20 protein-coding genes are annotated in these 20,379 nt (G+C 56.0%); 4 read left to right on the top strand and 16 right to left on the bottom strand.

Features of this window, described 5'->3' with window-relative positions:
- Window positions 1-235 precede the first annotated feature (235 nt).
- On the bottom strand, window positions 236-946 hold the full coding sequence (locus tag H2Z33_RS06660) for a DUF3053 domain-containing protein (RefSeq protein WP_017383576.1): 711 nt from the start codon (window positions 944-946) through the stop codon (window positions 236-238).
- 330 nt (window positions 947-1,276) lie between these two features.
- On the opposite strand from H2Z33_RS06660, the gene H2Z33_RS06665 reads away from it, so the two are divergent.
- Window positions 1,277-1,564 carry an HTH-type transcriptional regulator gene (locus H2Z33_RS06665; RefSeq protein WP_003860776.1) on the top strand — a complete coding sequence of 96 codons (288 nt, stop codon included), beginning with the start codon at window positions 1,277-1,279 and terminating at the stop codon, window positions 1,562-1,564.
- Between the two features lie 38 nt (window positions 1,565-1,602).
- On the opposite strand, the gene H2Z33_RS06670 is transcribed toward H2Z33_RS06665, so the two are convergent.
- The 3 genes from H2Z33_RS06670 to ubiD form a co-directional block, all read right to left on the bottom strand.
- Window positions 1,603-3,222, bottom strand: a complete 1,620-nt coding sequence (locus H2Z33_RS06670; protein WP_063134719.1) for an ABC-F family ATP-binding cassette domain-containing protein — start codon at window positions 3,220-3,222, stop codon at window positions 1,603-1,605.
- A 216-nt stretch (window positions 3,223-3,438) separates the two neighbouring features.
- Window positions 3,439-4,140 carry an NAD(P)H-flavin reductase gene (fre, locus tag H2Z33_RS06675; protein ID WP_003860778.1) on the bottom strand — a complete coding sequence of 234 codons (702 nt, stop codon included), beginning with the start codon at window positions 4,138-4,140 and terminating at the stop codon, window positions 3,439-3,441.
- Between the two features lie 39 nt (window positions 4,141-4,179).
- Window positions 4,180-5,676: a 4-hydroxy-3-polyprenylbenzoate decarboxylase gene (gene ubiD / locus H2Z33_RS06680; protein ID WP_023295742.1), complete on the bottom strand. Its 1,497-nt coding sequence runs from the start codon at window positions 5,674-5,676 to the stop codon at window positions 4,180-4,182.
- Between the two features lie 169 nt (window positions 5,677-5,845).
- On the opposite strand from ubiD, the gene rfaH reads away from it, so the two are divergent.
- On the top strand, window positions 5,846-6,337 hold the full coding sequence (rfaH, locus tag H2Z33_RS06685; protein WP_003860779.1) for a transcription/translation regulatory transformer protein RfaH: 492 nt from the start codon (window positions 5,846-5,848) through the stop codon (window positions 6,335-6,337).
- Here rfaH and tatD read toward each other — a convergent pair.
- The 9 genes from tatD to udp form a co-directional block, all read right to left on the bottom strand.
- Window positions 6,334-7,116 carry a 3'-5' ssDNA/RNA exonuclease TatD gene (gene tatD / locus H2Z33_RS06690; RefSeq protein WP_017694739.1) on the bottom strand — a complete coding sequence of 261 codons (783 nt, stop codon included), beginning with the start codon at window positions 7,114-7,116 and terminating at the stop codon, window positions 6,334-6,336. The two genes, rfaH and tatD, sit on opposite strands and share 4 nt — an antisense overlap.
- A gap of 41 nt (window positions 7,117-7,157) precedes the next feature.
- Entirely contained in the window at window positions 7,158-7,928 is a 771-nt protein-coding gene (tatC, locus tag H2Z33_RS06695; protein WP_015569997.1) for a Sec-independent protein translocase subunit TatC, read from the bottom strand.
- A 2-nt stretch (window positions 7,929-7,930) separates the two neighbouring features.
- Entirely contained in the window at window positions 7,931-8,473 is a 543-nt protein-coding gene (gene tatB, locus H2Z33_RS06700) for a Sec-independent protein translocase protein TatB (protein WP_003860783.1), read from the bottom strand.
- 3 nt (window positions 8,474-8,476) lie between these two features.
- Window positions 8,477-8,731 carry a Sec-independent protein translocase subunit TatA gene (gene tatA / locus H2Z33_RS06705; RefSeq protein ID WP_003860787.1) on the bottom strand — a complete coding sequence of 85 codons (255 nt, stop codon included), beginning with the start codon at window positions 8,729-8,731 and terminating at the stop codon, window positions 8,477-8,479.
- A 76-nt stretch (window positions 8,732-8,807) separates the two neighbouring features.
- Window positions 8,808-10,448, bottom strand: coding sequence for a ubiquinone biosynthesis regulatory protein kinase UbiB (gene ubiB, locus H2Z33_RS06710; protein ID WP_023295741.1), 1,641 nt, complete (start codon window positions 10,446-10,448; stop codon window positions 8,808-8,810).
- Window positions 10,445-11,050 carry a ubiquinone biosynthesis protein UbiJ gene (ubiJ, locus tag H2Z33_RS06715; protein WP_023295740.1) on the bottom strand — a complete coding sequence of 202 codons (606 nt, stop codon included), beginning with the start codon at window positions 11,048-11,050 and terminating at the stop codon, window positions 10,445-10,447. The genes ubiB and ubiJ overlap by 4 nt, the downstream gene beginning before the upstream one ends.
- A 13-nt stretch (window positions 11,051-11,063) precedes the next feature.
- Window positions 11,064-11,819 (bottom strand): bifunctional demethylmenaquinone methyltransferase/2-methoxy-6-polyprenyl-1,4-benzoquinol methylase UbiE, encoded by a 756-nt coding sequence (gene ubiE / locus H2Z33_RS06720; RefSeq protein ID WP_063134718.1) that lies wholly within the window; start codon window positions 11,817-11,819, stop codon window positions 11,064-11,066.
- Between the two features lie 66 nt (window positions 11,820-11,885).
- On the bottom strand, window positions 11,886-13,343 hold the full coding sequence (gene rmuC / locus H2Z33_RS06725) for a DNA recombination protein RmuC (protein WP_017383581.1): 1,458 nt from the start codon (window positions 13,341-13,343) through the stop codon (window positions 11,886-11,888).
- Between the two features lie 138 nt (window positions 13,344-13,481).
- Complete coding sequence (gene udp / locus H2Z33_RS06730) at window positions 13,482-14,243, bottom strand: uridine phosphorylase (protein ID WP_003860792.1); 762 nt, start codon at window positions 14,241-14,243, stop codon at window positions 13,482-13,484.
- A gap of 259 nt (window positions 14,244-14,502) precedes the next feature.
- On the opposite strand from udp, the gene H2Z33_RS06735 reads away from it, so the two are divergent.
- Entirely contained in the window at window positions 14,503-15,309 is an 807-nt protein-coding gene (locus H2Z33_RS06735; protein WP_003860793.1) for a dienelactone hydrolase family protein, read from the top strand.
- A 47-nt stretch (window positions 15,310-15,356) separates the two neighbouring features.
- Here H2Z33_RS06735 and metE read toward each other — a convergent pair whose 3' ends face one another.
- Complete coding sequence (gene metE / locus H2Z33_RS06740; protein ID WP_063134717.1) at window positions 15,357-17,618, bottom strand: 5-methyltetrahydropteroyltriglutamate--homocysteine S-methyltransferase; 2,262 nt, start codon at window positions 17,616-17,618, stop codon at window positions 15,357-15,359.
- Window positions 17,619-17,734: 116 nt separating this feature from the next.
- Between metE and metR the strand changes: the two genes are divergently transcribed.
- Window positions 17,735-18,688, top strand: a complete 954-nt coding sequence (gene metR, locus H2Z33_RS06745; RefSeq protein WP_015570000.1) for an HTH-type transcriptional regulator MetR — start codon at window positions 17,735-17,737, stop codon at window positions 18,686-18,688.
- Here the strand turns inward: metR and H2Z33_RS06750 are convergent.
- Window positions 18,576-19,475, bottom strand: a complete 900-nt coding sequence (locus tag H2Z33_RS06750) for a carboxylate/amino acid/amine transporter (RefSeq protein WP_023295736.1) — start codon at window positions 19,473-19,475, stop codon at window positions 18,576-18,578. The two genes, metR and H2Z33_RS06750, sit on opposite strands and share 113 nt — an antisense overlap.
- An 82-nt stretch (window positions 19,476-19,557) precedes the next feature.
- Window positions 19,558-20,358, bottom strand: a complete 801-nt coding sequence (yigL, locus tag H2Z33_RS06755) for a sugar/pyridoxal phosphate phosphatase YigL (RefSeq protein ID WP_015570001.1) — start codon at window positions 20,356-20,358, stop codon at window positions 19,558-19,560.
- Between the last annotated feature and the right edge of the window lie 21 nt (window positions 20,359-20,379).

The following is a 20,379-nucleotide window of genomic DNA, read 5'->3' on the forward strand; positions in this document are numbered from 1 at the left end:
CTTATTAACAAATATATTGTGCCTTCCGGCTTGATGGATTGCGTTACAGATTTTTAAGCGATGAAGGAAGGGTCACTACGAAGGGTATCTATGGATAACAATCTGGACTGCTTTACTAAACTGCTTTAGGTCTGTGTAACAAACCGACGAACATAGTTATACCGATGTGGTAGATGAATGACAAGCGTTATTTTCATCAAGCATAAAAAAAACCCCGCCGAAGCGGGGGTTTTTCTTATTCCGTAGCAGCGACCGCTGCGCTCCAGGCCTGGCTAAAGGCCTGATGCTGGGACGCGAGCGGCCCGATCAGCGCGTTGTACTGGCTCGCCTGCTGGGAGGTCGGGAACTGGATACCGTTAGAGACGAAGCTCACCTGCGTACCTTGTTCACTAATAAAGTCACCCACCTGAACCAGCTGCTGAGTAAAGACCTGCGCCGCCGGGATCAGCGGTTGCAAGGCGTTTGACGGCTTGGTCACGACTTTCTCATACACCTGGTCATAGACCGGTTTGAGATCCTCGCCCTGCTTCAACGCGGAACGCGACGCATCAGCCTGCATTTTGGCATTTTGCAGCTGCTGGCTCAGTACCCCAAGCGCGCCATTTGACTGGCGCAGCGGTTCGCGCTGGGTCATATAATCCTGTGGAACGCGGATGGCATTCACGCTATCCACTACCGGGCGAATACCGGAATCCATCGCCTGGCTTACCTGCTGTGAATAGCCATACAGAATGGCGTAATCCGACACGAATGGACCAAACTGTTTTTTCTGATCCGCAGTCAGCGTTGGTAAACGCTCGCCGCTACGCATCACTGTATTCTGTAGAAAATCGATAAACGCTTTGCGCTGATCGCCTTCTTTATCGAAACACCCACTCAGGCTAACAACCATCAACAACGCCGCAATAGGCGCAAACCAGCGAGAGCAGGACTTTCCTGTCGCCATTTTATTACTCCTTTCACCCAAAAAGCGCACACCGGCACACGCGTGCCCAACGCTGACAAGGATAGTCCAGGTCAGCCTTGCAAGATAGAGTTTTCATGCAAAACGGGTATTCCCGTTTTTGTACTGACTATTTACAAAAAAATACCTGTGCATCCCTACATATGACTAATCAGGTAATTAGCATAACTATCCATATAGCTGAAACGCGTAAAGCGATCGTTATCGCACAATTAATCACAGCCGTGACGATCCTGTGTCTGGTTTAGGGACTATTCTTAACAGGCTCTCTGATGTTCATGATCCCGATGTGTGATTTATGAGGAGTTCTCAATGGAATTAAAAGATCCTGAGTTTGAGCTGCTGAGCAGCCTGGAACAGATTATTTTTAAAGATGTACCGCCGACGGTTACCCTGAATCAAAAGTCCAATCCTTTTAGTGAATTTGAGCGTTTACGCAAAGGATCGGGCCTGAAAACAGATGAATTCGCAAGAGCGATGGGTGTCAGCGTAGCGATGGTGCTGGAGTGGGAGTCAAAACGTGAAAAACCTACCCCAGCCGAGCTAAAGCTGATGCGCCTGATCCAGGCAAACCCTGACCTTCGCAAGCAGTTAGCCTGATAAAGTTTGTTTGCCCCCGCCCTTGCGGGGGCTTGTGTTTACAGGCTTTCACATCGCCATCCCGTCTCTTCCCACACCAGTTCATGCGTCAACTTCAGCCCTGCCAGAAAGGCTTCATCATGCGACACCACCAGCAGCGCGCCGGGGTAATCGGCTAAGGCCGCTTCTATAGCCTGAACAGAGGCCAGATCAAGATGGTTGGTCGGCTCATCCAGAAGCAGCAGCTGCGTTGCCGCTTCACGCCACAATACGCAGGCCAGCGCGGCCTTCAGGCGCTCGCCGCCACTTAGTTCGGCCAGTGGTAGTGCCACTTTCTCTGCGCCCAGCTGAAGCTGCGCTAAACGGGTACGCAGCGCCCCTTCTTCGAGCGGCGTATTGCCGAGGCTAAGGTGAGTCATCACCGACTGCGACAGATCCAGCCGGGAAAGATGCTGATCGAGATAAGCACACCTGACGGAGACCTTACAGGTTCCCGTGACAGGGGCGGTTTCGCCCAACATCACTTTCAACAGCGTGGATTTTCCACAGCCGTTCGGCCCGCGTAGCGCCACGCGCATCGGGCCATCCATTCGCCAGTTTATCGGGGAGACAGGCACGTGCGGAAGCACCAGTTCTTCCAGCACCAGCACCTGTTTTCCTTCCGGGATTTCACTGCCCGGCAGGGTAAACATCACCGCGTTCTCCTCTTCAACCCGCTCGCGTGCCTGGTTGACCGCAGCGTTCAGAGCATGATTTTGATCGCTATGCTGTTTTTTCCAGGAACCAATACGCTCTTTCGCCGTCCCTTTGTATTTGACCCGTTCAAACGAGGCGATGTTAAGGCTGTCGACCGTGCGAAGCGTTTTGGCTGAACGCCGCAGGCTGTCGTCATGCTCTTTATGCATACGGGCGCGGGTACGCTTGCGTTCGGTGGCAGCATGTTCCAGCGCGGCGCGGGCAGCCAGCTGCTCAGCATCACGCTGGGTTCGATAGCCAGCATAATTCCCACCGTAGCTGCGCAAGCCCAATGCGCTCAGTTCAAGGATACGCGATACCTGGGCCAGCAACTCACGGTCGTGGGAGGCCACCAGCACCCCGCCCTGATACCGGGAAAGCTGCTCGTAGAACCACACGCGGCCTTGCCTGTCGAGGTGGTTGGTCGGTTCGTCCAGCAGCAGGTAATCAGCATCTGCGGCGAATGCGCCGCACAGCAAGGCACGAATGCGCTCGCCGCCGCTCAGCTCTGCCGCGCGTTTATTCGGGTCAAAAGGGGGAAGTTTTGCAGTGATAAAAGCCTGGCTCAGCCGTTCAGCCAGATCCCAGTAACCATCGAGCGTGTCGAGATCGTCGGGTTCATAATGACCGCTGTCGATGCGCGTGCGCGCCGCAAAGATCGCGTCGTAACCAAGCAGTCCGGCAAGAGTCGTATCCGCAGAAATATCCTGCTGCTGCGCCACATAGACGTGTGTGCCAAAGCGCTCAATATGACCGCTGGCGGGTTCATCAACCCCTGCCAGCAGCCGCAGAAGACGTGTTTTACCGCTGCCGTTGCGGCCAACCAGCGCGCACACTGACGCATCCAGAGAAAGATTCAGCGGACCAAAAAGGATATCGCCCGTCGCAAACTGACAGGTGACCTGATGCAAAATAAAAGAGGGGGACTGCGCAAAATGAGCCATAAGCACTCCTGAATGAAGTCAAAACATCCCCTGCCGACGCGGTGCGTTGAGCAAGGATCGAAATTCATCAGTCGTGTTTGTTCATTTTTGGGGGGCGCTCCTGAGGGCGAAATTTAACGGGAACAAGAATAACGGCAATGCGCCGCCCATTTCAAGGTTAAATTTTCACCAGGCTAATGCCCGAGCGTAAAAAACCCGCCGAAGCGGGTCTCTCAATCAGATAAACGCAAACGCATCGCCAAACAGACGATCTTCCCGCGCGTCACGCTCGTTGCAGAACAGGTCGCGGGCAATTTTTGCCATTTCAAAGCGACCGGCAATATAGATATCGTGCCCGGCCAGCGTCCCATGATCCTGCAATACCGCAGTCAGCACCGTACCGCTGCGCCCGCGCCAGCCCTCTTCAGGCTGCTCGACAACCGGCTCGATGCGCAGGTTTGGATGATTTACGCTCAGCGCTTCCAGCTCAGACAGATCGTAAAGATGCTTCTCTTCACGGCCGCCCCAGTAGATGGTGATATCGCGATTCGGGTTGCGCGCCAGCGCGGTCAGCAGAATAGAGCGGACATAAGAGAAGCCCGTGCCACCGGCAATCAGGATCAGCGGACGGTCTTCGTCTTCACGCAGCCAGGCCTCGCCATGAGGAATATCGACCACGATTTCACGCTCTTTCAGGATGCGGTCCATCACGGCCATCGCGTACAGGTTAAGCTCAGACGCACCAATATGCAGCTCAATAAATTCCTTCTCTGCTGGCGTTGAGGCCATAGAGAAAGGACGCTTATCACGCTCGTCCATCACGACCATCAGGTACTGACCGGCACGGAATGAGAAGGCCGCTTCAGGAACCAAACGGACGCGATATACGGTGTCGGTAATAGCATCTACCGACGTCACTTTACAGCTTAAGGTTGTCATTCGCTCTCTCTGTCGGGAAGTCTATAGGGCTAAACGGTCTTATTCTGCCTTACCGTTATTCATTATGGCCAGCTCGTCCCAGATCGCGTCAATTCGCGCGGTCACGGCAGGATCTTTTTCGATCGGGCGACCCCATTCACGGTCGGTTTCGCCAGGCCATTTGTTCGTGGCATCCAGTCCCATTTTTGAGCCAAGTCCGGAAACCGGCGAGGCAAAGTCCAGGTAATCAATCGGCGTGTTTTCCACTAACACCGTATCACGCGCCGGATCCATACGCGTGGTGATGGCCCAGATGACGTCATTCCAGTCGCGGGCATTGACGTCATCATCGCAGACAATCACAAACTTGGTATACATAAACTGGCGCAGGAAAGACCATACGCCCATCATCACGCGCTTAGCGTGACCGGCATACTGCTTCTTCATCGTCACCACCGCCAGGCGATACGAACACCCTTCCGGCGGCAGATAAAAATCAACGATTTCCGGGAACTGCTTTTGCAGGATCGGCACAAACACTTCGTTCAGCGCCACGCCAAGCACCGCCGGTTCGTCGGGTGGACGGCCGGTATAGGTGGAGTGATAGATGGCATCTTCACGCTGGGTAATGTGCGTGACGGTGAACACCGGGAAGTTATCCACTTCGTTGTAATAGCCGGTGTGGTCGCCGTACGGCCCTTCGGGCGCCAGCTCGCCCTGTTCAATGTAACCTTCCAGCACAATCTCTGCGCTGGCCGGTACTTCCAGGTCATTGGAGATGCACTTCACCACTTCGGTTTTGGTGCCGCGCAGCAGCCCTGCAAAGGCATATTCAGACAGCGTATCAGGAACAGGCGTCACCGCGCCCAGAATGGTTGCCGGATCGGCACCCAGCGCGACGGAAACCGGGAAGCGTTCGCCCGGATGGGCCGCGCACCACTCCTGGAAATCCAGCGCCCCGCCGCGATGGGACAACCAGCGCATGATGAGCTTGTTTTTGCCAATCAGCTGCTGGCGGTAAATGCCGAGGTTTTGACGCTCTTTATGCGGCCCACGCGTCACGGTGAGGCCCCAGGTGATCAGCGGTGCGGCATCGTCAGGCCAGCACTGCATGATGGGAATTTTGGTCAGATCCACCGCATCGCCTTCCAGCACTTTTTGCTGGCACGGCGCACCGCGCAGGCGTTTGGTGGGCATGTTCAGCACCTGCTTAAACTGCGGCAGCTTGTCGAACAGGTCGCGGAACCCTTTTGGCGGCTCCGGCTCTTTAAGAAAGGCCAGCAGTTTGCCCACTTCACGTAACGCCGTGACATCTTCCTGTCCCATCCCCAGCGCCACGCGGCGAGGTGTGCCAAACAGGTTGCACAGCACCGGCATGGCGTAGCCTTTTGGGTTTTCAAACAGCAACGCCGGGCCGCCCGCGCGCAAGGTGCGGTCAGCGATTTCTGTCATTTCCAGATACGGATCAACAGGAAGCGTAATGCGTTTGAGTTCGCCCTGCTTTTCCAGCAGCGCCAGGAAGTCGCGTAGATCGTGGTATTTCATGCAGTTAATCATGGCCTCTCTGTAAGCGCTTCATTATACGGCGTAAGACCGCGTGATGCTGTAATTTTGTTAAATTAGCGTGAACTTCCACGACTTACTCTCTTTTTCGCCATTATAATCACCTTAGCGATCCCGCCAGGGTTTTGGTATGCTTGCGCCCCGAACAATGGGAAGAGTGATTATGCAGGCCTGGTATTTACTGTATTGCAAACGCGGGCAACTTCAGCGCGCGCAGGAACATCTTGAACGTCAGTCTGTTAACTGCCTGACACCCGTGATCACGCTTGAAAAAATGCAGCGTGGAAGACGCACGACCGTCAGTGAGCCTCTGTTCCCGAACTATCTGTTCGTCGAGTTCGACCCCGAAGTGATCCACACCACGACGATCAGCGCCACGCGCGGCGTCAGCCATTTTGTGCGTTTTGGCGCCCATCCGGCAAGAGTACCGTCATCGGTTATTCATCAGCTTTCTGTCTACCAGCAGCCTGAAGATATTACCGATCCGGAAACCCCTTATGCCGGCGACAGCGTGGTGATCACCGAAGGCGCCTTTGAAGGGTTACAGGCCATCTTCGCTGAGCCGGACGGTGAAGCGCGCTCCATGCTGCTGCTCAACCTGCTGAACAAAGAGGTGTTGCAGAGCGTTAAAAACACCGATTTCCGCAAAGTTTAGAACTGCACGCCGAACAGACGACGCACGTTATCATCGGTTTGTGCTGCCAGCCACTGGGCATCTTCTCCGCGCCAGTGCGCCACTCGCTCAGCAATATGCCCCAGGTAGGCCGGTTCATTACGTCGTGATGGCGGTTTGGGCTGCATATCCCGGGGCAACAGATACGGCGCATCCGTTTCCAGCAGCAAACGATCGGCCGGGATAACGGGTAACAGCTCACGCAGTTCCAGCCCACGACGCTCATCGCAGACCCAGCCCGTGATACCCAAATACAGCCCGCGGTTCAGGCAATCCAGCGCTTCCTGACGGGAGCCCGTAAAGCAGTGCAACACCGCGCCCGGCAGTTTCTCCAGCCAGGGTTCCAGTAGCGCCATAAAACGTTCATGCGCATCGCGACAGTGCATAAACACCGGCATCTCCAGCTCTGCTGCCAGCGCGAGCTGGGCGGTAAATGCCTTCTCCTGCTCTTCAGGCGTCGAGAAGTTACGGTTGAAATCAAGCCCGCATTCGCCAATGGCAACCACTTCTGGCGTTTGTGCCAGACGATGAAGCGCCTCAGCGCTTTCATGCGTCCACTGGCTGCTGTCATGAGGATGCACGCCTGCGGTGGACCAGCAGTGTTGATAGCGTTGCGCCAGCTGCCGTGCCTGCTCACTCTCATGCAGATTCGTTCCCGTCAGTAGCAGCCCACCCACGCCGGCGGCAAAGGCGCGCGCCACCACCTCATCGTGGTCTTTCGCAAACTGGGCGCTGGTGAGGTTAAGCCCGATATCAAACATACGTATCCCCATATGACAACCGCCCTGACGGGCGGTTGGTTTTATTCTTTAGTGGTCTCTTCAGACGGCTCGTCTTCTTCGTCCCGGGTACGCCCCTTTCCGACGTAGAAACGAGCGAAGAACACGCCGACTTCAAACAGGCAGTACATAGGTATCGCCAGTAAGGTTTGCGAGAAGACGTCCGGTGGCGTTAACAGCATACCTACGACAAATGCCCCCACCAGGATGTACGGGCGCTTCTTACGCAGATCGTCAGGCGTGGTCACCCCCACCCAGCAGAGCAGGACAATTGCTACGGGCACCTCGAAGGCGACACCAAAGGCCATAAACAGCGCCATCACGAAGCTGAGGTAGCTGGCGATGTCCGTCGACACCTGTACCCCTTCCGGCGCGGTATGCGTCAGGAAGCCGAAGGCCAGCGGGAAGACAACGAAGTAGGCGAACGCCATGCCGATATAAAACAGCAGCGAACTGGACACCAGCAGCGGAATAACCAGCTTGCGTTCATGCTTGTACAGCGCGGGCGCCACAAATGCCCAGACCTGATACAGAATGACCGGCGCAGAGGCAATCAACGACACCCAGAAGGTCAGTTTGATCGGGGTAAAGAACGGTGAAGCAACGTCTGTTGCAATCATCGTCGCGCCCAGAGGCATCTGTTTAATCAGCGGCGCGGAAACCACCTGATAGATATCGTTGGCAAAATAGACCAGACATAAAAAAATGAGGAAAACCGCAATAATGCAGTTTAACAGGCGCTTACGCAGCTCAATGAGGTGCGTAATAAGCGGTTGAGTATCATCTACTGCCATGTTTACGCTTTATCACTCGACGAGGGGGATGATTCGGAAACGGGCGCGGCGGGTTTTACCTCAGCCGTTTTGACCACGGGCTCTTCCGGCGGCACCTGCTTTTTCACTTCGGGCTCCTGCGGCGATTGCTCTGGCGAAGCAGCCTGATGCTCCGCGCTGGAAGGCGTTACACCCTCGCGCTGCTCTTCGCTACCCTTCACCACCGGATTGTGGATGGTGTTTGCTTCATCGCTCGCCTTCTCAGGATCGTTAATGCTGTAAGAACGCTTCATGGATTCCGCCGCTTCGCGCAACTCATCCATTGATGCTTTCAGCTCCGGCGTCAGGTTGTCCATGCTCGCCTTTTCAACCTTTTTCAGGCTGTCCTGAAATTCCTGAAGCTTCAGCTCCTGCGCCAGTTCGTTCTGCACGGTAGTTGCCAGCGAGCGAAGCGCCCGCACCCAGCCCACGACGGTTTTCACCGCAACGGGTAAACGCTGCGGCCCCAACACAATCAGACCAATCACAAAGACCAGCAGTAACTCACCAAAACCAATGTCGAACACGAATTACACCTGCTCTTTATCGTGACGTTTAGCCTCTTCCTTTTTGGCTTCGTCCTGCTTATCGGCGATGGATTTAGCGGTAAAATCAGCATCCTGACTGGTTTTTTCCTGCTTATTCTCATCATCGCTCATGGCTTTCTTGAAGCCTTTGATTGACGCGCCCAGGTCGGAACCAATCGATCCGAGTTTTTTCGTGCCAAACAGCAGCACAACGATGACGGCAATGATCACTAACTGCCAGATACTGATACCACCCATGCGTGTTCCCCAGTGATAGATGATTAATTAGTCAGATCGCATTATACGTATGCAATCTCTCGATAGCGACGCTAATTCAGCGCGTTTTTCGCCAGCCAGCAAGCCAGACAACCACACCGGCAGCCATAATCCAGGCTGGCATCATTTCCCAGTCCGGACGATTGATCAACAGCAACGTGCCGCTTATCAGCAGCGTCGCGCCAATTCCGAAGAGATAGCGGGACTGCCCCTGACGCACGCGACTGGATTGAAGCTCGTGCGCGATTTTATCCATGCTGTGCTGAAGGTTCTTGCTCTGACGCAAACTGTCGTAAACCAGTTCAGGAATTTCAGGCATTTTTTCAATCCAGAACGGGCCTTTCTCTTTAAGCGAGCGAACCAGGGCTGGAATACCGACCTGATCCTTAATCCAGGATTCGAGGAACGGTTTCGCGGTTTTCCACAAGTCTAACTGAGGATAGAGCTGGCGGCCTACGCCCTCAACGTAAAGTAATGTTTTCTGAAGTAAAACTAATTGTGGCTGCACTTCCATATTGAAACGGCGTGCGGTGTTGAACAGGTTGAGCAGGACGTGTCCGAAAGAGATCTCCGAGAGCGGCTTTTCAAAAATCGGCTCACAGACGGTGCGGATCGCAAATTCAAACTCTTCCACGTTGGTATCTGGCGGAACCCAGCCTGAATCCACGTGCAGCTCGGCCACCTTACGGTAGTCGCGATTGAAGAAAGCGATAAAGTTCTCGGCGAGATAACGCTTATCCTCTTTATTCAGCGAGCCGACAATACCGCAGTCGATGCCGATGTATTTCGGATCTTCCGGGTGCTCATAGCTGACGAAAATGTTGCCCGGATGCATGTCTGCATGGAAGAAGCTGTCGCGGAAAACCTGAGTAAAGAAGACCTGCACGCCACGCTCGGCCAGCAGCTTCATGTTGGTGCCCTGTTTTTCCAGCGCCACCACGTCCGAGACCGGAATACCGTAGATACGTTCCATCACCATCATGTTCTGACTGCAATAGTCAGAATAGACTTCAGGAACATACAGCATCGGGCTGTCTTCAAAGTTTCGACGCAGCTGAATGGCGTTCGCCGATTCACGCAGCAGGTTAAGCTCGTCAATCAGCGTTTTTTCGTATTCCCGAACCACTTCCAGCGGACGCAGACGGCGACCATCCGGCAACAGACGCGGCACCCAGCGAGCCAGGCGATAAATCAGCTTCATGTCTGCTTTGATAACCGGCAGGATATCCGGACGAATCACTTTGATGACCACCTCTTTGCCATTTTCCTTCAGGCGCGCGGTGTGAACCTGCGCAATAGAGGCAGAGGCCAGGGGCTGAATATCGAAATCATCAAACCAGGTCTCGATGGGGATATTGCCCATCGCTTCTTCGATTTGTTTCTTCGCTCTCGCTCCGTCAAACGGAGCAACGCGGTCCTGCAATAGCGCGAGCTGATCGGCAATCTGCGGTGGGAAAAGGTCGCGACGTGTTGAGAGCATCTGCCCAAACTTGATCCAGACCGGGCCCAGCTCCTGTAACGCAAGACGCAGGCGTGCGCCCAGCTCCTGATCCTTATGGCGATTCGGCATCCAGAACAGCGTGCGACGCCAAAGCCGAAGCGGCAGGGTGATACGCATTCTGGGGATAAGCTCGTCGAGCCCGTAGCTCAAAAAGGTGCGAACGATAAAATAGAGGCGCCGAATTTCACCAGGCGTCATTTGCCCTCCAGTTTTTCCAGCCGTTTGGTTAACGCATCAACTGCGCGCTCAACTGCCGCGGTCTCTTCTGCAAACCAGGCGACTTCTAAAGGCCCCGGCGCCATACGCCACTCTTCGGTCAGCACCTCGGCAGCGTAGCGCTGTTGACGGAGCAGACCTTTACGAAGGAAAGCGGAACCCGTGCGCAGCGTTTTGCTTATACCTTCAGCCGCGATGTCGCCGATATAGGGCGCCATCAGTTCCGCCGGGTCGAATTCAGCCTGATCGCTGAGTGCAACGAAGTTCTGTACCACCTGAATATCGCCTTCGACCTCCAGCTCACCGCTGCGAATAAGCGCCGTCATCTGCTGACGGTCACGCAGTTTTGGCAATACGCTCATGTGCGTAATCACCGAGCAGTCAGCCTCGCCTTCCCACTCACCCAGAACGTCAAGCTGGCGTTCGCTGAAGACCAACACAAGCGGCGTCGAGAACTCCTTTAAAACGATGCGCAGCACCTTTCCGTTAAGCCGCTGACGTGCGGTTTTCAGCGCCGGAGCGCGATACAGAAAGGCATTCAGCACATTCTCGATGCCAGCGGTGACTAAGGGTTTAATGGGCACGGGAAACCTCCACTCAGAACTTGTAACCACGATGCAGCGCGACGACACCCGCCGTCATATTGAAGTATTCCACGTTTTCAAACTCCGCATCCTGCATCATCGCTTTCAGCGTGTCCTGATCCGGGTGCATTCGGATGGACTCGGCCAGATAACGGTAACTTTCTGCATCGTTTGCCACCAGCTCGCCGATGCGCGGCAGAACGTGGAAGGAATAGGCATCGTAAGCTTTGCTCAGCGGGTCGATAATCGGTTTAGAAAACTCGAGTACCAGCAGTCGACCGCCCGGCTTAAGCACGCGGTACATGGAGCGCAGCGCTTTATCTTTATCGGTCACGTTACGCAGACCGAAAGAGATGGTGATGCAGTCGAACGTATTATCCGGGAACGGCAGCGCTTCGGCGTTGGCCTGAACATATTCAACGTTGCCTACCACGCCGATACTACGCAGCTTTTCGCGTCCCATTTTCAGCATGGAGTCGTTGATATCCGCCAGCACCACGCGGCCGGTTTCGCCAACCAGACGGGAGAATTTAGCGGTCAGATCCCCTGTGCCTCCGGCTAAATCCAGCACCGTTTGTCCACGGCGCACGCCGCTGCAATCAATAGTGAAGCGCTTCCACAAGCGATGAATGCCAAATGACATCAAATCATTCATCACATCGTACTTCGCCGCCACGGAATGAAATACGTGGGCCACCATGTCAGCTTTCTGCGCTTTGGCGACAGTCTGAAAGCCAAAGTGCGTTGTGTCTTGTGAATCGTCAACCATCTCAGAGCCTGCTAATCAGTCAAATGTTCGTGAAGTGTAACAGATTGGGCGCATTTGCCCTACGTTTCAACCACCGTGAAAGAAACGCGCCGGCTGCGCTTCGGGGGATAAACTCGCCGCTAAATCGTTGTCTTCATTGCGGCTATTTTGCTTACCGTCGCCTTCACGCAGACGAAACTCTTCGTCCTGAGCGGTAGCCTGCTCCACCAGTTCCGGATTAATCTCGCGTTTAACTTCCACCCCCAGGCTGCGAAACGCCTCCGCCTGCGCCAGCAAATTGCCACGCCCGGAGGAGAGTTTTTTCATCGCCTGGCGGTAGTTATCCTGCGCGCGATCCAGGCTTTGCCCCACCGAGGACATATCGTCCACAAACAGCCGCATTTTGTCGTACAGCTTGCTGGCGCGATCGGCAATCTGCTGCGCGTTACGGCTTTGGTGCTCATAGCGCCACAGGTTGGCAATGGTACGTAACGCCACCAGTAGCGTGGTGGGGCTGACCAGCATAATGTTATTTTTCAGCGCTTCGGTGATCAGTTCGGGCTGTCTGTCGAGCGCCAGCAGGAACGCAGGCTCGACCGGAATGAACATCAGCACATAATCCAGCGATCGCAGCCCCGGCAACTGCTGATAATCTTTTCTGCCCAACAGACGGATATGGTTACGCACGGAGGCGATGTGCTCCTGCAACGCTGTTTCGCGGGTGTAGTCATCCTCAGCGTTGAAGTAGCGCTCATAGGCCACCAGCGTCATTTTGGCGTCGATAACCACATCTTTGCCCTGTGGCAGACGAACAATGACATCCGGCTGCATCCGCGAGCGCGCATCGTTCTCAATGCTGACCTGCGTTTCGTATTCGTATCCTTCGCGCAGGCCAGAGGCCTCCAGCACGCGCGTCATGACCACTTCGCCCCAGTTTCCCTGCGCTTTGTTATCACCTTTCAGTGCGCGCGTCAGGTTAACCGCCTCCTGCGCCATCTGCGCATTCAGCTGCTGGAGATTACGAATTTCATGCGCCAGCGTGTGGCGTTCGCGGGCTTCCTGACCAAAGCTGTCCTGTACCTGACGGCGAAAGCCATCCAGCTGTTCACGCAGCGGCGTCAGCAGGCTGTTCAGGCTCTGGCGGTTCTGCTCATCCACGCGGCGATTGCTGTGCTCAAAAATGCGGTTCGCGAGGTTCTCAAACTGCTCGCTAAGACGCTGCTCGCTGTTGATCATCTGACGGATTTTGTCTTCGGCGTGCAGTTGGGTGGACTCAAGACGGGTGGTCACTTCACGGAGATCGGCCTCCAGCGAGGTATTGATATCACGCAGATTGCGCAGTTCGTTATTGAGCAGTTCGCATTCGTCGCGCCAGTGGTCACTCAGCGCAAGCTGTTGTTTCGTCGCGCTAAGTTCAGCGACGATCTCTTCGCGCTCTGCCAGCTGTTCGGCTTTCTGCTGCGCATGCTGGTAGCCGGAAATGAGCCAGCCAATCCCCACGCTCACCAGCGCAATCACTGCATAAATAAGGATTGAGATATCCACAATGCCCCCTGCATCAACGTATTACCGCACAAAATAGAATTGTGCTGTATAAACGTCCAGTTTGAAAGGGTTTTCCTGCGAGGCGTTACGCAAAAAGAAAAGGCCGAGCATGTCGGCCTTTCAGCACTGAAGAGAGAATTAGATCAGGCGGCGCGCCGCTTCAACCACGATTTTCACCGCATGGCTTTCAGTCTGCTTCATGGTTTCAGCGTTCGGGATCTCCTGCTGGGTACGGTTGACGATAACGCCCGCCACCATACCGGCACGCAGACCCTGGCTTGCGCACATGGTCAGCAGCGTCGCAGATTCCATTTCGTAGTTCATGACGCCCATCGACTGCCACTCTTCCATGGAGCCTTTGAAACGGCTCACCACGCGACCAGAGAAGGTGTCGTAACGCTCCTGGCCCGGGTAGAAGGTATCGGAAGAGGCAGTTACGCCCACGTGGGTGGTTGCGCCCACGGACTTCGCGGCTTCAACCAGCGCGGTGGTGCATTCGAAATCGGCCACTGCCGGGAATTCCATCGGTGCAAAGTGCAGGCTTGCCCCGTCCAGACGCACGGATGCGGTGGTAACCAGCACGTCGCCCACGTTGATGTGCGGCTGAATGGCGCCTGTGGTGCCGATGCGCAGGAAAGTACGAATGCCCAGCTGCGCCAGCTCTTCAACGGCGATAGAGGTAGACGGGCCACCAATACCGGTAGAGCACACGATCACCGCTTTACCGTCCAGCTCTGCGCGCCAGGTGGTGAATTCGCGATGCGCTGCCAGCTTAACCGGCTTATCCATCAGCGCGGCGATCTTTTCCACACGCTCAGGATCGCCAGGGACGATAGCAAGCGTAGCCCCTTGTAAATCGTTTTTAGTGAGGCCGAGATGAAAAACATCAGACTTAGACATAGGTGACTCCTCTGTGGGTCGGTTTGTCAGAAGAAGTAAAACGGTACTTTACAGAAGCAATGTGCATTATTTCGTGACACACCTCACCATGAATGAAAATGATTGCAGTTAATTTCCATAAAATAGTGATTCACATCACATTAACAAGTTATATCGCCGGGTGCTGCACAAAAGATAGACGCTATAAGGCACTGTGGATTGTTAACCTGGTGTCTATATTTATCTTTGCGCTAATCCATTCATTGGTACGGAGAATGCCATGACTGAAAAAACCGGTTTTGCACCTGCTGCGGCCCCGCATGCTTCAACCATCGTCTCAACCCCTGAAGAGGCCATTACCGCAGGCGAGACCTCCATTCCCTCCCAGGGAGAGAACATGCCAGCGTACCACGCGCGGCCAAAATCCGCCGATGGCCCGCTGCCCATCGTGATCGTGGTGCAGGAAATATTTGGCGTTCATGAACATATTCGCGACCTCTGCCGCCGTCTGGCGCTGGAAGGTTACCTGGCCGTTGCGCCGGAACTCTACTTCCGTCAGGGCGATCCGAATGATTACAGCGACATCCCGACGCTGTTCAGCAACCTGGTCAGCAAAGTGCCGGACGCGCAGGTGCTGGCCGATCTCGACCACGTTGCCAGCTGGGCGGCGCGCAACGGTGGCGACCCGCACCGTCTGATGGTGACCGGCTTCTGCTGGGGCGGACGCATTAGCTGGCTGTATGCCGCGCACAATCCGCAGCTGAAAGCCGCTGTGGCCTGGTATGGTAAACTGGTGGGTGAAAAGACCCTGAACTCGCCGAAACATCCAGTTGATATCGCCACCGATTTAAATGCCCCGGTGCTAGGGCTGTATGGCGGCCAGGATACCGGCATTCCGCTTGATACCGTCGAGACCATGCGCCACGCGCTGCGGGCGGCAAACGCGAAGGCCGAAATCGTGGTGTACCCGGATGCGGGACACGCGTTTAATGCCGATTATCGTCCGAGCTATCACGCAGAATCGGCGAAAGATGGCTGGCAGAGAATGCTGGCGTGGTTCAGCCAGTACGGCGGGAAGAAAGCGTAATACAAAAAGCCCGGTGGCGGCTGCGCCAACCGGGCAATCCAGCCCCACTACGCCTGACGCAAATTCTGCGCCGCCTGCACCATGTTCGCCAGCGCCGCGCGGGTTTCAGGCCAGCCGCGAGTTTTCAGGCCGCAGTCCGGGTTTACCCACAGGCGTTCCGCCGGAATGCGCCGGGCGGCTTTTTGCAGCAGCGATTCAATCCACTCCACGCTCGGCACGTTAGGGGAGTGAATGTCATACACGCCCGGCCCGATTTCGTTCGGGTAGTCGAACTCTTCGAACGACTCCAGCAGCTCCATGTCTGAACGCGAGGTCTCGATGGTGATCACATCGGCGTCGAGCGCGGCAATGGAGTCCATGATGTCGTTAAATTCGCAGTAACACATGTGGGTGTGGATCTGCGTGTCGTCCTTCGCGACGGCCGCGTTGAGGCGGAACGCCTCCACGCCCCACGTCAGATAAGCATCCCAGTCGCTGCGACGCAGCGGCAAGCCTTCACGCAGCGCCGGTTCGTCGATCTGAATGATGCCAATCCCCGCCGCTTCCAGATCCGCCACTTCATCACGCAGCGCCAGGGCGATCTGTTTGGCGATGGTTTCCCGGGATACATCTTCACGCGGGAACGACCAGCAGAGAATGGTCACCGGCCCCGTCAGCATGCCTTTTACCGGTTTGTCGGTCAGAGACTGCGCATATTTCGCCCACTCCACGGTGATCGCTTCCGGGCGGCTGACGTCACCGATCACCACCGGCGGCTTCACGCAGCGGGAGCCGTAGCTTTGCACCCAGCCGTTCTGGGTAAAGACAAAGCCGTCCAGGTGTTCACCGAAGTATTCCACCATATCGTTACGCTCGGCCTCGCCGTGCACCAGCACGTCCAGACCCAGACGTTCCTGCTCGACGATCGCCTGTTTGATGTGCTCCGCAATGCCGGTGCGGTAGTGATTCGCATCCAGATTGCCCTTTTTGAAGTCCAGGCGCAGGCCGCGGATCTCGGTAGTCTGCGGGAAGGAGCCGATGGTTGTGGTCGGCCACGCGGGCAGGTTAAAGCGCGCACGCTGGGCTTCGGCGCGCACTTCATACGGGCTCTGGCGCTGGCTGTCCCGGGCAGTGATGGCCGCCAGACGTTTTTCCACCGCCGGGTTATGCACGCGCGTCGAGTGACGGCGCGCCTGGATCGGGGCGCTCCAGTCAGTAATCGCTGCTGTGTCGCCGCTGTTCAACGCGTCGCGCAGTAGAGCCAGCTCCTCACACTTTTGCAGGGCAAAGGCAAACCAGCTTTTCACCTCAGGATCGAGTCGGGTCTCCACGCTCAGGTCGATCGGGCTGTGCAGCAGGGAACAGGAAGAGGCTACCCACAATTCACGTTTACCGACAATGTCCTTGATTTGTGCATATTTCCCGGTGAGATCGGCACGCCAGACGTTACGACCATTCACCAGACCGGCAGAGAGCAGCCACTCCGCAGGCAGACGCTTGTGCAACTCTGCCACATCGTCTTTGCCGTGAACGAGATCAACGTGCAGACCCTGAACCGGCAGCGCGGTAATGGTGTCGAGGTTCGGCGTTACGCCCTCGAAATAGGTGGTCAGCAGCAGCTTCACCTGGCCCGTGAGCGCGTCATACGCCGGTTTGAAGGCATCCAGCCACGCCTGCGGCAGCTCAAGCACCAGCGCCGGTTCATCGATTTGCACCCACTGAATACCGCGTTTGCCCAGCTCAATCAGCACCTGCTTATAAACCGGCAGAATATCGTTCAGCAGGCTGAGGCGGTCGAACTGCTCGCCTTTCACTTTGCCCAGCCACAGGTAGGTGACCGGCCCCAGCAGCACGGGTTTCACCTGGTGACCCAGCGCCAGCGCTTCGTCCACTTCATCCAGAAGCTGGGTCCAGGTCAGTTTGAACTGCTGGCCCTTAACGAACTCCGGCACCATATAGTGATAGTTAGTGTTAAACCACTTGGTCATTTCCGCCGCTGCCGCTGGCTCACCCGTTGGCGCGCGGCCACGGCCGATGCGGAACAGGGTATCGATATCCACCGATCCATCGTTGTTCTGATGACGAGCCGGCACGTTGCCAAGCAGCAGGCTGGTGGTCAGAACATGGTCGTACCAGGCGAAATCGCCCACCGGCAGCAGGTCTACGCCCGCCTGTTTTTGCTGATCCCAGTGAAGGGCGCGCAGCTCGCGCCCCACCGCCAGCAGTTCTTCGCGGGTGGCGTTACCCGCCCAGTAGCTTTCTTGCGCTTTTTTCAGCTCGCGACGCAGACCAACGCGAGGGAAACCGAGAGTGTGAGTGCGGATTGTCATGGCATACCCCTTGTAGAAATTCGTTATTTAGACGTCCAGATGTTTACACTTCTATAATTGGCAGGTACTGTATATTCCTCAAGCGCAAAATGTTCATGGCGAAGTGAAGGACTTTCATGATCGAGATAAAACACCTGAAAACGCTACAAGCGTTGCGGAACTGCGGTTCTCTTGCGGCGGCAGCGGCCACGCTGCACCAGACTCAGTCTGCCCTTTCTCACCAGTTCAGCGATCTGGAACAACGCCTCGGCTTTCGTCTTTTTGTGCGTAAGAGCCAGCCTTTGCGCTTTACGCCGCAGGGCGAAATTTTGCTTCAGCTGGCGAACCAGGTGTTGCCGCAGATTGCCAGCGCGTTGCAGTCCTGCAACGAGCCGCAGCAGACCACCCTGCGCATCGCCATTGAGTGTCACAGCTGTATTCAGTGGCTGACCCCCGCGCTTGAGAACTTCCGCCAGAAGTGGCCGCAGGTGGAGATGGACTTCAAATCCGGCGTCACGTTTGATCCGCAGCCGTCGCTTCAGCAGGGTGAGCTGGATCTGGTGATGACCTCAGATATTCTGCCGCGCAGCGGTCTGCACTATTCGCCAATGTTTGATTTTGAGGTGCGTCTGGTGCTGGCCCCGGACCATCCGCTGGCCGCTAAAACGCGTATCACGCCGGAAGATCTGGCAACGGAGACGCTGCTGATTTACCCGGTACAGCGCAGTCGTCTGGATATCTGGCGCCATTTCCTGCAACCCGCGGGCATCAGCCCACAGCTGAAAAGCGTGGATAACACGCTGCTGTTAATTCAGATGGTGGCGGCCAGAATGGGGATTGCGGCGCTGCCGCACTGGGTGGTCGAGACGGTTGAACGCCAGGGTCTGGTGGTCACCAAAACCCTGGGTGAAGGACTGTGGAGCCGGCTGTACGCCGCCGTGCGCGACGGCGAGCAGCGTCAGCCGATTACGGAAGCGTTTATTCGCTCAGCGCGGAACCACGCGTGCGACCATCTTCCGTTTGTGCGGAGCGCGGAGCGACCCAGCGGCGATGTACCCACAGCGAAGCCAGGATCACCGTTCCCCCAATAAGGAAACTCGGCCAGTGCGGCTGCTCCTGCCAGATGGCGAGGTTCACCAGTAGCCCCGCCGGCACGTGCACATTGTTCATGATCCCCAGCGTCCCGGCGTCTACCTGCGTAGCGCCGTAGTTCCACATAAAATAGCCCAGCCCCGACGCCACCACGCCCAGCCAGACCAGAACGCTCCACTGCACGGAGGTAGTCGGCAGCTTTTGCGGATTGCCGAGCAGAAACCACGCCGCTACCGCGACAATCGCCGCGCCCATATAGAACCACGCAAACGCGTTATGCTGCGGCATCGGGCGGGTCTCCATCAGACGTTTGTAACCCACCATCCCAATGGCAAAGCTGATATTAGCGAGCTGGACGAACATCAGCCCGGTCCAGAAGTGATCGCTTACCTTGTCATAGCGAATAATCGCAGCGCCAATGACTGCCAGCGCAGCGCTCAGCAGATATCCCCAGCGCAAACGGCGCCTGCTGAGCAAGTCATAAATCAGCGTGATGTAGAGCGGCGTCAGCACGGTGAAGAGCAGAAATTCCGAGACGGACAGGTAAACGTAGGCCCGGAAGCTGAACAGGTACATGATGCCGAGCTGCATCGCGCCTACCAGCATGTACAGCAGTATCGTTTTTAGCGACTGCCCGCGGGTACGCAGGAACGGCAGGAACACCAGCGCCGCCAGCCCCACGCGCATCAGCACCGAGAAGTAGCTGTCGACCGATCCGGCAAGGTATTCGCCAATCAGACTAAAGGAGAAGGCCCACAGGATAGTGGTGATAATGAGTAGCGCCACAATGCTTGTCTCTCAGAAAGAAGGAGAGGCATTGTAGCGAACTCTTCAGTTGACATCTGAACAATAAACAATCAATTGAAGATTATTCAAGGAACAGTTTGCGCAGATACTTAGGCACGGCGTTATCGCCGTTGGTGCCGATCACTTCCAGCTCCGGGTGCAGATCTTTCAGGCGCTGGTGCGCGTTCTGCATGATGCAGCCTTTACCCGCCATGGAGAGCATCTCGGCATCGTTCATGCCATCGCCAAAGGCGATACAGTCTTTCAGATCAAAGCCCAGCCGTTTCGCTACCGCTTCCAGCGCGTGACCTTTGGACACCCCGCCCGCCATCACTTCCAGACAGGTCAGCGTGGAGAAGCTCACGTTCACGCGGTCGCCCCAGCGGGCGTTGATCGCCTGCTCCAGCGGCAGTAACTCCTCATGATTTACACAGGTGAAGAATACCTTGCTGATCCCTTCCGGCTCCAGCAGACCCGGCTCGTACAGTGAGTACTGGAATACGGCTTCCTTGAAGAAGCGCATCTCTTCCGGGCGATGGCGGTTCATAAACCACTCGTCGTCGCGGTAAACGTTAGTCACGATATCCGGGTTGTTATGCACAATGCCGAACAAATCGGTGGCGATGTCACGATCGAGATTATGGGTAAAAATCAGGTTGCCGTCCGTGTCATGTACGCGCGCACCGTTAGAGGTGATCATGTACGACTTGATCTCCAGGTTATCGCGGATCTGTCCCACGTCCACGTGGTGGCGACCGGTGGCGAACACAAAGTTCACGCCACGGGCAGTCAGGAGTTTTAGGGTCTCTTTCGCATAAGGCGACAGGGTGTGGTCGGGGGAAAGCAGCGTGCCATCTAAATCAGATGCAACAACCTGGTACATAGGGATTTCAACCTCTGGTGG

This window comes from Enterobacter sp. YSU (assembly GCF_016082135.1).
GTDB classification, from domain to species: Bacteria; Pseudomonadota; Gammaproteobacteria; order Enterobacterales; family Enterobacteriaceae; genus Enterobacter; species Enterobacter hormaechei_C.

Bases quoted from the DNA above. Each gene is read 5' to 3' on its own strand.
- metE (WP_063134717.1), bottom strand. From the start codon at position 17,618: ATGACAATCCGCACTCACACTCTCGGTTTCCCTCGCGTTGGTCTGCGT.
- rfaH (WP_003860779.1), top strand. From the start codon at position 5,846: ATGCAGGCCTGGTATTTACTGTATTGCAAACGCGGGCAACTTCAGCGC.
- H2Z33_RS06735 (WP_003860793.1), top strand. From the start codon at position 14,503: ATGACTGAAAAAACCGGTTTTGCACCTGCTGCGGCCCCGCATGCTTCA.
- udp (WP_003860792.1), bottom strand. From the start codon at position 14,243: ATGTCTAAGTCTGATGTTTTTCATCTCGGCCTCACTAAAAACGATTTA.
- tatC (WP_015569997.1), bottom strand. From the start codon at position 7,928: ATGGCAGTAGATGATACTCAACCGCTTATTACGCACCTCATTGAGCTG.
- H2Z33_RS06665 (WP_003860776.1), top strand. From the start codon at position 1,277: ATGGAATTAAAAGATCCTGAGTTTGAGCTGCTGAGCAGCCTGGAACAG.
- tatA (WP_003860787.1), bottom strand. From the start codon at position 8,731: ATGGGTGGTATCAGTATCTGGCAGTTAGTGATCATTGCCGTCATCGTT.
- H2Z33_RS06670 (WP_063134719.1), bottom strand. From the start codon at position 3,222: ATGGCTCATTTTGCGCAGTCCCCCTCTTTTATTTTGCATCAGGTCACC.
- ubiE (WP_063134718.1), bottom strand. From the start codon at position 11,819: ATGGTTGACGATTCACAAGACACAACGCACTTTGGCTTTCAGACTGTC.
- metR (WP_015570000.1), top strand. From the start codon at position 17,735: ATGATCGAGATAAAACACCTGAAAACGCTACAAGCGTTGCGGAACTGC.
- yigL (WP_015570001.1), bottom strand. From the start codon at position 20,358: ATGTACCAGGTTGTTGCATCTGATTTAGATGGCACGCTGCTTTCCCCC.
- tatD (WP_017694739.1), bottom strand. From the start codon at position 7,116: ATGTTTGATATCGGGCTTAACCTCACCAGCGCCCAGTTTGCGAAAGAC.
- H2Z33_RS06660 (WP_017383576.1), bottom strand. From the start codon at position 946: ATGGCGACAGGAAAGTCCTGCTCTCGCTGGTTTGCGCCTATTGCGGCG.
- fre (WP_003860778.1), bottom strand. From the start codon at position 4,140: ATGACAACCTTAAGCTGTAAAGTGACGTCGGTAGATGCTATTACCGAC.
- ubiB (WP_023295741.1), bottom strand. From the start codon at position 10,448: ATGACGCCTGGTGAAATTCGGCGCCTCTATTTTATCGTTCGCACCTTT.
- ubiD (WP_023295742.1), bottom strand. From the start codon at position 5,676: ATGATTAACTGCATGAAATACCACGATCTACGCGACTTCCTGGCGCTG.